Here is an 11,341-nt window from a genome sequence, read left to right as displayed (position 1 = left end):
GCGGTGTTTCAGTCAGCATCTTCGGCGACTGAAGCGCCGCCATCGCAGGCAAGCCAGCTCCCACAAGGATGGGGGGGACTTTCAGTTCTGGTATTGGCTGAGCAACCGCTCCATCCGCGCATCCATCCGACGCTTGATCTCGGCTTCGATATGCGGCGCAAAGTCGTCGATCACATCCTGCATGATCAATTGCGCGGCGGCGCGCAGTTCGTTGTCCAGGTGCAGCAGCAGGGCATCGGGGGCTTTTTCGGCGGCTGGGGCGGGTTCAGCAACCACAGGTGCCGGCGCGGCAGGCTTGCCGCCGACCATGTCGAACAGCAGCGGGATCTGTACCTCGCCATCGGCCGTCTCGGTCAGCAGCGGCGGTTGCAGGTTGTCATCACCCAGCAACTGACGGATCGACTCCAGGTCATCCAGCAGGTGGTCGTCTTTTTTCAGCGGGTTTGGAGTGTCCATCATGTACTCAAAGTCGTTGTAGCCGGTGATCTTGCAGAGGATAGCCCTGTTCACGGTAGAAACGGAAACTCTCCCGCGCGGCCTGACGAATAGCCGGGTCTTCCACCACCACTTCCGCCACACGGGCGAACGCTTGGGCAAAGGCCGGTACTTTCAGGTCGAGGTTGACCAGCAAGTCATGGTGATCGCCGCAGTTGTCTCCCAAGCCCAGCACAACCAGGCTTTCAGGTTCGGATTCGGCGTGGCCGTGGGGCACGAAGCTTTCGCCCTTGAAGCGCCACAGACGGGCATCAAGTTCGTCACGTTGGGCGGCATCGCTGCAGTGCAGGTAGATGCGATGGCCCATACGCCAGGCTTTTTCGGTGAGTTTGCAGGCAAAGTCCAGGCGCGCGAGGGGATCGGCGCTGGGCAATATATAGAAGTCGACTTGGGGCATTGAAAATCCTGGGGTTGGCCTGATGGCCCCTCTGTAGGAGCAAGCTCGCTCCTACAGAGGGGCGCAGGGGCCGCTTAAGCCTTGGCGCGATCCAGCAGGTATTGGGTCAACAGGGGCACCGGACGGCCAGTGGCGCCCTTGTCCTTGCCGCCGCTGGTCCAGGCCGTGCCGGCGATGTCCAGGTGAGCCCAGTTGAAGTTCTTGGCAAAGCGCGACAGGAAGCAGGCCGCCGTGATGGTGCCGGCTTTCGGGCCACCGATGTTGGCGATGTCGGCGAACGGGCTGTCGAGTTGTTCCTGGTACTCATCGAACAGCGGCAGTTGCCAGGCGCGGTCGTCGGCGGCCTTGCCGGCGCTGAGCAGTTGCTCGATCAGTTCGTCGTTGTTGCCCAGCAGGCCCGAAGTGTGGGCGCCCAGGGCAACTACGCAGGCACCGGTCAAGGTAGCGATGTCGATCACGGCCTGGGGCTTGAAGCGCTCGGCGTAGGTCAGGGCGTCGCACAGCACCAGACGGCCTTCGGCGTCGGTGTTGAGGATCTCTACGGTCTGGCCGCTCATGGTGGTGACGATATCGCCCGGGCGAGCCGCGCCGCCGCTCGGCATGTTCTCGGCGCAGGCCAGGATGCACACCAGGTTGATCGGCAGCTTGAGTTCCAGCACGGCACGCAGGGTGCCGAACACGCTGGCGGCGCCGCCCATGTCGTACTTCATCTCGTCCATGCCGGCGCCCGGCTTGAGGCTGATGCCGCCGGTATCGAAGGTGATGCCTTTACCTACCAGGGCGTAAGGCTTCTCGGACTTCTTGCCGCCGTTGTATTGCATCACGATCAGGCGTGGCGGCTGGTCGCTGCCCTGGCCCACGGCATAGAACGAGCCCATGCCCAGGTCCTTGATCTTCTTCTCGTCCAGCACTTCAACCTTCAAGCCCTTGAACTCTTTGCCCAGTGCCTTGGCCTGTTCGCCCAGGAACGTCGGGTGGCAGATGTTCGGCGGCAGGTTGCCCAGGTCGCGAGTGAACGACATGCCGTTGGCGATGGCCTGGGCGTGGGTGACGGCGCGCTGGACTTCAGCCTGGGCAGCCTTGATGGTCAGCAGGGTGATTTTCTTCAGGGCGCGGGGTTCGGCTTTCTGGCTCTTGAACTGGTCGAAAATATAGCCGCCGTCCACCAGCGACTCAGCCAGCAGTCGGGTCTTGCCGTAGCTGTCGCGGCCCTTGACCACGATTTCATCGAGTGCCAGCACCGCATCGCTGCCGCCCAGGCCCTTGAGGGTGGTGAGGAGGCCGCTGACGATCTTGCGAAACGGACGGTCGCCCAGTTCGGCATCCTTGCCCACGCCCACCAGCAAAACGCGCTCGGCTTTAAGGTTGGGCAGGCTCTGCAGCAGCAGGCTCTGGCCGACCTTGCCGGCCAGGTCACCGCGCTTGAGCACTGCGCTGATAGCGCCGCCGCTCAGTTCGTCCAGTTGCTTGGCGGCGACGCCGAGTGTGCGGCCTTCGCCGACAGCGACCACGAGGGTGGCGGTTTTCAACGTTTCGGGGCTAACGCTTTTTACAACCAATTCCATTTTCGGGTCCCTTATCAAGGTCTGTGAGCCGGGAGCTTGTACTCCGGCTTTAAAGCTCGGCAGCGTTGTAAACCGCCAGCGACAAAGGCCGCAGTTTGAACCTCGCCAGCGGAGCCTGACAACCCTTGGCGCACGCTTTGTGCGTGCGCATGAGTAAGCTCCGTGACAGGCGCGGTCAATCACAGGATAATGCGCCATCTTTTTAGCCGGCCCGTGGTAAACGGGTCGACTCGGTATGCTTGCTTGTTTGGCCGCCTTAGCCTGACAACCCTGGAGTGTCTGGTTTGATTGTCTTCCGTTATCTGTCCCGCGAAGTCCTGTTGACCCTGAGTGCCGTGAGTGCGGTGTTGCTGGTCATCATCATGAGTGGTCGTTTCGTCAAGTTCCTGGCCCAAGCCGCCGCCGGCGCCCTGGATCCGGGCTCACTGTTCCTGATCATGGGCTACCGGATGCCCGGCATGCTGCAGTTGATCCTGCCGCTTGGCCTGTTTCTCGGCATATTGCTGGCCTATGGCCGGCTGTACCTGGAAAGCGAGATGACCGTGCTGTCGGCCACCGGCATGAGCCAGCAGCGCCTGCTGGCCATGACCATGGTGCCTGCCGCCGGTGTTGCTCTGGTGGTGGCCTGGTTGAGCATGAGCCTGGCGCCCCAGGGGGCCATGCAATTCCAGTTGCTGCTGAACAAGCAGGATGCGATGACGGAGTTCGACACCCTCGAGCCCGGTCGCTTCCAGGCGCTCAGCGACGGCTCGCGGGTGACCTACACCGAAACCATGACCGACGACCGTTCCAACCTCGGCGGCGTGTTCATTTCCCAGAAGAACCTCGGCCAGAACCAGAAAGACCGCGGCATTACCATCTTGGTGGCCGACAGCGGTCGCCAGGAAATCCGCCCCGATGGCAACCGCTACCTGATCCTGGAAAACGGCTACCGCTACGACGGCAGCCCTGGCCTGGCGGATTATCGGGCGATCAAGTACGACACCTACGGCGTCATGCTGCCCAAGGCCGAGATCAGTGACGAGGTCACCGACCGCGACGCACTGCCCACCTCATCGCTGTTCGGCAGCCCGGAGTTGCGCTCCATCGCCGAGTTGCAATGGCGCCTGTCCCTGCCGCTGCTGGTGTTTATCGTGACCTTGATGGCCGTGCCGCTGTCGCGCGTCAACCCGCGCCAAGGGCGTTTCCTCAAGTTGCTGCCGGCGATCCTGCTGTATATGGCCTACCTGACCATCCTGATTTCTGCCCGTGGTTCCCTGGAAAAGGGCAAGTTGCCGCCAGCGCTGGGCCTGTGGTGGGTGCACGGGGTTTTCCTGATGATCGGCCTGGGGCTGCTCTACTGGGAACCTATCCGTTTGAAAATGAAGAGCCGTCGTGGCCTGAAGGAGTTGGCCCGTGGCTAAGCTTGATCGCTACATCGGCATTAGCGTACTGATCGCCATCCTCGCGGTACTGGGCATCATCCTCGGCCTGGCCTTGTTGTTCGCCTTCATTGATGAAGTGGGCAACGTTACTGACACTTACACAGTCACGGACGTGCTGAGCTACGTCGCACTGACCGCGCCGCGTCGTCTCTACGACATGATGCCAATGGCCGCGCTGATTGGTTGCCTGATCGGCCTGGGTACCCTGGCCAGCAACAGCGAGCTGACCATCATGCGCGCCGCCGGGGTGTCTATCGGCCGTATCGTCTGGGCGGTGATGAAGCCGATGCTGCTGCTGATGGCGTGCAGCGTGCTGATCGGTGAGTACGTCGCGCCACCGGCCGAAGCCACCGCCCAGGCCAATCGCGCCCTGGCCCAGGGTTCGGGCGATGCGCAAAGCGCCAAGCATGGCCTGTGGCACCGCCAAGGTGACGAGTTCATCCACATCAATGCCGTGCAGCCGGGTGGCCTGTTGATCGGGGTGACCCGCTACACCTTCGACAAAGAACGGCACATGCTGTCGTCCAGCTTCGCCAAGCGCGCGCAGTACAGTGGCGAGCAATGGCAACTGAGCGACGTCACCACCACGCACTTCCGTAACGTGGGCCAGGGCACCCAGTCCAGCACCGAAGTGGTCAACGTGCCGACCGAACAGTGGGATATCGCCCTCAAGCCGGAATTGCTCAACACCGTGGTCATGGTGCCGGAAGCCCTGCCGATCTCCGGTTTGTGGAGCTATATCCACTACCTCAAGGAACAGGGTTTGAACAATGGCCGCTACTGGCTGGCGTTCTGGGTGAAAGTCTTGCAGCCGGTGGTTACCGCCGCCTTGGTGTTGATGGCGATTTCCTTCATTTTCGGGCCATTACGCTCCGTGACCCTGGGCCAACGGGTATTTACCGGCGTGCTGGTGGGCTTCACCTTCCGCATCGCCCAGGATTTGCTTGGGCCGTCGAGCCTGGTATTCGGCTTCTCGCCGCTGTTTGCGGTGCTGGTGCCTACGGCCATCTGTGCCGTGGCTGGGTTCTGGCTGCTGCGCCGGGCGGGTTGAAGCCGCGCTAACTGTAGGAGCGAGCTTGCTCGCGAAAATCTGCGAAACGCCGCGTTTATCCCGGATAAGCGCGTTATCGTTGACGATCTTCGCGAGCAAGCTCGCTCCTACAATTTTAAGCCCCATTAAGATGGGGCTTTTTTGTATTGGTCAGCAAAGATGACGTCTGGCCTGAGCATCAGGTACAATTCCCGGCTATTTTTCAGCGGGCAATCTGCCTGCAGCCTTTTTGAGTGTTGATCCGTGAGTGATTTGAGTCATATCCGCAATTTCTCCATCATCGCCCACATTGACCATGGCAAGTCGACGCTGGCCGATCGATTTATCCAGATGTGCGGCGGCCTTGCCGAGCGTGAAATGGAAGCCCAGGTACTGGATTCCATGGACCTCGAACGCGAGCGCGGGATCACCATCAAGGCCCACAGCGTCACGCTGTACTACAAGGCCAAAGACGGCATCACTTACCAGCTGAACTTCATTGATACCCCAGGCCACGTTGACTTCACCTATGAAGTCAGCCGTTCGCTGGCGGCCTGTGAAGGTGCGTTGCTGGTGGTCGATGCCGGCCAGGGCGTCGAGGCGCAGTCGGTTGCCAACTGCTACACCGCGATCGAGCAGGGCCTGGAAGTCATGCCCGTGCTCAACAAGATCGACCTGCCCCAGGCCGAGCCTGAGCGCGTCAAGGAAGAGATCGAGAAGATCATCGGCATCGATGCCACCGACGCCGTCACCTGCAGCGCCAAGACCGGCCTGGGTGTCGACGAAGTGCTCGAACGCCTGGTGCACACCATTCCCGCGCCGACCGGCAACTACGAAGATCCGCTGCAAGCGTTGATCATCGACTCCTGGTTCGACAACTACCTGGGCGTTGTGTCCCTGGTGCGCGTGCGCCATGGCCGTGTGAAGAAGGGCGACAAGATCCTGGTCAAGTCCACCGGCAAGATCCACCTGGTGGACAGCGTCGGTGTATTCAACCCCAAGCACACCGCTACCGTTGATCTGAAAGCCGGTGAAGTAGGCTTCATCATCGCAGGCATCAAGGACATTCATGGTGCGCCAGTGGGTGACACCCTGACCTTGAGCTCCACGCCAGACGTCGACGTGCTGCCCGGCTTCAAGCGCATCCAGCCACAGGTCTACGCCGGCCTGTTCCCGGTCAGCTCCGATGACTTCGAAGATTTCCGCGAAGCCCTGCAAAAACTGACCCTCAACGACTCGTCGTTGCAGTACACCCCGGAAAGCTCCGACGCCCTGGGCTTCGGCTTCCGTTGCGGGTTCCTGGGCATGCTGCACATGGAGATCATCCAGGAGCGCCTTGAGCGCGAGTACGACCTGGACCTGATCACCACCGCGCCAACCGTTATTTTTGAGTTGCTGCTCAAAACCGGTGAAACGATTTACGTCGACAACCCCTCCAAGCTTCCGGACCTGTCGGCCATCGAAGACATGCGCGAGCCGATCGTGCGGGCCAATATCCTGGTACCGCAGGAACACTTGGGCAACGTCATTACACTGTGTATCGAAAAGCGTGGCGTGCAGCGCGACATGCTGTTCCTCGGTACTCAGGTACAAGTGACCTACGATATGCCGATGAACGAAGTGGTCCTGGACTTCTTCGACCGTCTCAAGTCCACCAGTCGCGGCTATGCTTCGCTGGACTACCATTTCGATCGTTACCAATCGGCTAATCTGGTGAAACTGGATGTGCTGATCAACGGCGACAAGGTAGATGCCCTGGCACTGATCGTGCACAAGGACAACGCGCATTACAAAGGTCGCCAACTGACCGAGAAGATGAAAGAACTGATTCCGCGCCAGATGTTCGACGTCGCGATCCAGGCCGCCATCGGCGGGCAGATCATTGCACGGACCTCCGTCAAGGCTCTCAGAAAGAACGTACTGGCCAAATGCTACGGCGGTGACGTAAGCCGTAAGCGCAAACTGCTTGAGAAGCAAAAGGCCGGTAAAAAACGCATGAAGCAAGTAGGCAACGTGGAAGTTCCACAAGAAGCCTTCCTTGCGGTGCTCAGGTTGGATAGTTAGGTCCTATGTCACTAAATTTCCCGCTGTTGCTGGTCATTGCCGTTGCCGTCTGTGGTCTCCTGGCGTTGCTCGATCTGGTGTTCTTCGCCCCGCGTCGTCGGGCGGCCATTGCTTCCTATCAGGGCAGCGTCAGCCAGCCCGATGCGGTGGTGGTCGAGAAGCTGAACAAAGAGCCCTTGCTGGTTGAGTACGGCAAGTCGTTCTTCCCGGTGTTGTTCATCGTGCTGGTGTTGCGCTCGTTTCTGGTAGAGCCGTTCCAGATCCCTTCGGGGTCGATGAAACCGACCCTGGATGTGGGCGACTTCATCCTGGTGAACAAGTTTTCCTACGGCATTCGCCTACCGGTGATCGACAAAAAAGTCATCCCCGTGGGTGACCCGCAGCGCGGTGATGTGATGGTGTTCCGCTACCCAAGCGACCCTAACGTCAACTACATCAAACGTGTGGTCGGCCTGCCGGGCGACGTGGTGCGCTACACCAGCGACAAGCGCCTGTTCATCAACGGTGAGTCGGTGGCCGAGAAGCTGCTGGGCGCCGAGCCGAATACCCTGGGCAGCGCCGAGCTGTACCAGGAAAAACTCGGCGCGGTGGAGCACCAAATCCGCAAGGAAATGAGCCGCTACCGCGCGATGCCGGATGGCCAGTGGAAAGTGCCTGCCGGGCATTACTTCATGATGGGCGACAACCGCGACAACTCCAACGACAGCCGCTACTGGGATGACCCCAACATTCCCAAGGACCTGCTGGGCATGGTGCCCGACGAGAACATTGTCGGCAAAGCCTTCGCGGTCTGGATGAGTTGGCCGGAACCCAAGCTCAGCCACCTGCCGAACTTCTCGCGGGTCGGGCTGATCAAGTAATACAAGCGGCGCTGTGAACACAGCGCCGAATGCTTTTCTGGGGCTTGGACATTTTCCGATGCCCGGTACCCATCAGGATTTGAATTTGAACACTGCGTCAATCGTCGATGGCCGCCGGTGCCATCAACTAGATATGGATAAACCGTGACCGTTTCTCTAAGTCGTCTCGAGCGTCAGCTCGGCTACACCTTCAAGGACCAGGAATTGATGGTCCTTGCCCTCACACACCGCAGCTTTGCAGGGCGCAATAACGAGCGCCTGGAATTCCTCGGTGACGCTATCCTCAATTTCGCCGCCGGCGAGGCGCTGTTCGAGCGCTTCCCCCAAGCGCGAGAAGGCCAGCTGTCGCGCCTGCGCGCACGCCTTGTGAAAGGCGAGACCCTGGCTGTGCTGGCTCGAGGCTTTGGCCTGGGCGAGTACCTGCGGCTGGGTTCCGGTGAGTTGAAAAGCGGCGGTTTCCGTCGCGAGTCAATCCTGGCTGATGCCCTGGAAGCCTTGATCGGTGCGATCTACCTCGATGCCGGGATGGAGACGGCCAAGGAACGCGTTGTCGCCTGGCTGGCCTCGGAAATCGAAAGCCTGACGCTGGTAGACACCAACAAGGATCCCAAGACCCGCCTGCAAGAGTACCTGCAGTCCCGCGGTTGCGAACTGCCACGCTACGAAGTGGTGGATATCCAGGGCGAGCCCCATTGCCGGGTGTTCTTCGTGGAATGTGAAATCACTTTATTGAACGAAAAAAGCCGAGGTCAGGGTGTGAGCCGTCGTATTGCCGAACAGGTAGCGGCCGCTGCAGCACTGATTGCCCTGGGCGTGGAGAATGGCCATGACTGATTCAACCGCAACACGCTGTGGCTATGTTGCCATCGTCGGCCGCCCGAACGTGGGCAAGTCCACGCTGCTCAACCACATCCTCGGCCAGAAGCTCGCGATCACCTCGCGCAAGCCCCAGACCACCCGCCACAACATGCTGGGCATCAAGACCGAAGGCAACGTGCAAGCGGTGTATGTCGATACCCCTGGCATGCACAAAGGCGGCGAGAAAGCCCTGAACCGCTACATGAACAAGACCGCCTCGGCCGCGTTGAAAGACGTCGACGTGGTGATCTTCGTGGTTGACCGCACCAAGTGGACCGACGAAGACCAGATGGTCCTCGAGCGTGTGCAATACGTGACCGGCCCGTTGATCGTCGCGCTGAACAAGACCGACCGTATCGAAGACAAAGCCGAGCTGATGCCGCACCTGACCTGGTTGCAGGAGCAACTGCCGAACGCCCAGATCATGCCGATCTCGGCCCAGCACGGCCACAACCTCGAAGCCCTGGAGCGCGTGATCGCCGGTTACCTGCCAGAAAACGAGCACTTCTTCCCGGAAGACCAGATCACCGACCGCAGCAGCCGCTTCCTCGCCGCCGAACTGGTACGCGAGAAAATCATGCGCCAGATGGGCGCCGAGCTGCCGTACCAGATCACCGTCGAAATCGAAGAGTTCAAGCAGCAGGGCAAGACCTTGCACATTCATGCGCTGATCCTCGTCGAACGTGACGGCCAGAAGAAAATCATCATTGGCGACAAGGGCGAGCGTATCAAGCGCATCGGCACCGAAGCGCGCAAGGATATGGAGTTGCTGTTCGACTCCAAGATCATGCTCAACCTGTGGGTGAAGGTGAAGGGTGGCTGGTCCGATGATGAGCGTGCGTTGCGCTCCCTGGGCTACGGCGACCTGTAACGGGCCTCGAACACACTGCAAAACTTTGTGGGAGCGGGCTTGCCCGCGATGAGGATGTAACATTCGGCAGAGATGTTGACTGTGACGCCGCCATCGCGGGCAAGCCCGCTCCCACATTGGATCGGCGCTGTTTCACGTTCTGCGAGAGAGCCTCATGTCCGCCTCCCCCCCCAGCCAACTTGCCTATGTCCTGCACAGCCGCGCCTACCGCGAAACCAGTGCGCTGGTGGACTTCCTCACGCCCCAAGGCCGCCTGCGCGCGGTATTGCGCAGCGCGCGGGGCAAGGCGGGCACTTTGGCGCGGCCGTTCGTGGCGCTGGACGTGGAGTTTCGCGGCAAGGGCGAGCTGAAAAACGTCGGCCGCCTGGAAAGCGTTGGCACCTCGGCCTGGCTTAATGGCGATGCGTTATTCAGCGGCCTTTACCTCAATGAGCTGCTGATCCGCCTGCTGCCCGCCGAAGACCCGCACCCGGCAGTCTTTGATCACTACGCTGCCACCTTGCTGGCCCTCGCTGAAGGCCGTCCGCTGGAACCGCTGCTGCGCGCTTTCGAATGGCGTTTGCTCGACGACCTTGGCTACGGCTTCGAACTGGCCAACGACTTGCACGGAGAGCCCATCGCCGCCGATGGCATGTATCGCCTGCAAGTCGATGCGGGGCTTGAGCGCGTGTACCTGCTGCAGCCCGGCCTGTTTCAGGGCACCGAACTGCTGGCCATGAGTGAAGCCGACTGGCACGCTCCCGGTGCGCTGTCCGCCGCCAAGCGCCTGATGCGCCAGGCCCTGGCCGTGCACCTGGGCGGGCGTCCGCTGGTCAGTCGCGAGTTGTTTCGAAAGCCCTGACATCCCCGTGTATGCTGTGCACCGATTCTTTCCCTTTTCAGGAGCGCTTCCGTGACCACCAGCAATCGCATTCTTCTTGGCGTCAACATCGACCATGTCGCCACCCTGCGCCAGGCCCGGGGCACCCGTTACCCTGACCCGGTCAAGGCCGCGCTGGACGCCGAAGAAGCGGGCGCCGACGGCATCACCGTGCACCTGCGCGAAGACCGCCGTCACATCCAGGAGCGCGATGTGCTGCTGCTCAAGGACGTGCTGCAAACCCGCATGAACTTCGAAATGGGCGTCACCGAAGAAATGATGGCGTTCGCCGAGCGCATTCGCCCGGCGCATATCTGCCTGGTACCGGAAACTCGCCAGGAGCTGACCACCGAAGGCGGCCTCGACGTCGCCGGCCAGGAAGCGCGGATCAAGGCCGCGGTGGAGCGCCTGTCGCGGATCGGCAGCGAAGTCTCGCTGTTTATCGACGCCGACGAACGCCAGATCGAAGCCTCCCGCCGCGTCGGCGCCCCGGCGATCGAGCTGCACACTGGCCGTTATGCCGATGCCACCACGCCGACCGAAGTGGCCGACGAACTGCAACGCATCATCGACGGCGTGAACTGCGGGCTCAACGAAGGCTTGATCGTCAATGCCGGCCATGGCTTGCATTACCACAACGTCGAAGCCGTGGCTGCGATCAAGGGCATCAACGAACTGAACATCGGCCATGCGCTGGTCGCGCACGCGCTTTTCGTCGGTTTCAAAGGCGCCGTGGCCGAGATGAAAGCCCTGATTCTGGCCGCTGCCAAGGCCTGAGTGAACGCAGTCTAAAGAACACTGGGGACCAAAATGTGGGAGCTGGCTTGCTCGCGAATGCGGTGGGTCAGTTAAAGATGCATTTACTGAGACCCCGCATTCGCGAGCAAGCCCGCTCCCACATTTGATCTTCATCGGGTT

Annotated in this window: 11 protein-coding genes; 8 read left to right on the top strand and 3 right to left on the bottom strand. The window is 60.8% G+C overall.

Going from position 1 to position 11,341, the window contains the following annotated elements; translation table 11 throughout:
- Positions 1-81: 81 nt before the first annotated feature.
- The 3 genes from BMH52_RS22650 to BMH52_RS22640 form a co-directional block, all read right to left on the bottom strand.
- Entirely contained in the window at positions 82-456 is a 375-nt protein-coding gene (locus BMH52_RS22650) for a hypothetical protein (RefSeq protein ID WP_003188844.1), read from the bottom strand.
- Between the two features lie 7 nt (positions 457-463).
- Positions 464-892, bottom strand: a complete 429-nt coding sequence (locus BMH52_RS22645) for a DNA polymerase III subunit chi (protein WP_014717072.1) — start codon at positions 890-892, stop codon at positions 464-466.
- A 74-nt stretch (positions 893-966) separates the two neighbouring features.
- Positions 967-2,457: a leucyl aminopeptidase gene (locus tag BMH52_RS22640; RefSeq protein WP_014717073.1), complete on the bottom strand. Its 1,491-nt coding sequence runs from the start codon at positions 2,455-2,457 to the stop codon at positions 967-969.
- Between the two features lie 284 nt (positions 2,458-2,741).
- On the opposite strand from BMH52_RS22640, the gene lptF reads away from it, so the two are divergent.
- From lptF to pdxJ, 8 genes are all read left to right on the top strand, one after another.
- On the top strand, positions 2,742-3,860 hold the full coding sequence (lptF, locus tag BMH52_RS22635; protein WP_003188848.1) for an LPS export ABC transporter permease LptF: 1,119 nt from the start codon (positions 2,742-2,744) through the stop codon (positions 3,858-3,860).
- Positions 3,853-4,932: an LPS export ABC transporter permease LptG gene (gene lptG, locus BMH52_RS22630; protein WP_003188851.1), complete on the top strand. Its 1,080-nt coding sequence runs from the start codon at positions 3,853-3,855 to the stop codon at positions 4,930-4,932. Before lptF ends, lptG begins: the two co-directional genes overlap by 8 nt.
- A gap of 243 nt (positions 4,933-5,175) precedes the next feature.
- Positions 5,176-6,975 carry a translation elongation factor 4 gene (lepA, locus tag BMH52_RS22620; RefSeq protein WP_003188853.1) on the top strand — a complete coding sequence of 600 codons (1,800 nt, stop codon included), beginning with the start codon at positions 5,176-5,178 and terminating at the stop codon, positions 6,973-6,975.
- Between the two features lie 5 nt (positions 6,976-6,980).
- On the top strand, positions 6,981-7,835 hold the full coding sequence (lepB, locus tag BMH52_RS22615; protein ID WP_003188855.1) for a signal peptidase I: 855 nt from the start codon (positions 6,981-6,983) through the stop codon (positions 7,833-7,835).
- 144 nt (positions 7,836-7,979) lie between these two features.
- Positions 7,980-8,669, top strand: a complete 690-nt coding sequence (gene rnc, locus BMH52_RS22610) for a ribonuclease III (protein ID WP_003188856.1) — start codon at positions 7,980-7,982, stop codon at positions 8,667-8,669.
- Positions 8,662-9,564 carry a GTPase Era gene (era, locus tag BMH52_RS22605; protein ID WP_005785147.1) on the top strand — a complete coding sequence of 301 codons (903 nt, stop codon included), beginning with the start codon at positions 8,662-8,664 and terminating at the stop codon, positions 9,562-9,564. Before rnc ends, era begins: the two co-directional genes overlap by 8 nt.
- Before the next feature lie 154 nt (positions 9,565-9,718).
- Positions 9,719-10,405, top strand: coding sequence for a DNA repair protein RecO (recO, locus tag BMH52_RS22600; RefSeq protein ID WP_019817662.1), 687 nt, complete (start codon positions 9,719-9,721; stop codon positions 10,403-10,405).
- A gap of 51 nt (positions 10,406-10,456) precedes the next feature.
- Entirely contained in the window at positions 10,457-11,200 is a 744-nt protein-coding gene (pdxJ, locus tag BMH52_RS22595) for a pyridoxine 5'-phosphate synthase (protein ID WP_069558075.1), read from the top strand.
- Positions 11,201-11,341 lie beyond the last annotated feature (141 nt).

The organism is Pseudomonas sp. BTN1 (genome assembly GCF_001907715.1).
GTDB lineage: Bacteria > Pseudomonadota > Gammaproteobacteria > Pseudomonadales > Pseudomonadaceae > Aquipseudomonas > Aquipseudomonas paracarnis.
This window is presented reverse-complemented; position numbering and strand designations above follow the sequence as displayed.

Excerpts from the sequence above, each read along its gene's own strand:
- BMH52_RS22650 (WP_003188844.1), bottom strand. The coding sequence starts at position 456 with ATGGACACTCCAAACCCGCTGAAAAAAGACGACCACCTGCTGGATGAC.
- era (WP_005785147.1), top strand. The coding sequence starts at position 8,662 with ATGACTGATTCAACCGCAACACGCTGTGGCTATGTTGCCATCGTCGGC.
- BMH52_RS22645 (WP_014717072.1), bottom strand. The coding sequence starts at position 892 with ATGCCCCAAGTCGACTTCTATATATTGCCCAGCGCCGATCCCCTCGCG.
- recO (WP_019817662.1), top strand. The coding sequence starts at position 9,719 with ATGTCCGCCTCCCCCCCCAGCCAACTTGCCTATGTCCTGCACAGCCGC.
- BMH52_RS22640 (WP_014717073.1), bottom strand. The coding sequence starts at position 2,457 with ATGGAATTGGTTGTAAAAAGCGTTAGCCCCGAAACGTTGAAAACCGCC.
- lepB (WP_003188855.1), top strand. The coding sequence starts at position 6,981 with ATGTCACTAAATTTCCCGCTGTTGCTGGTCATTGCCGTTGCCGTCTGT.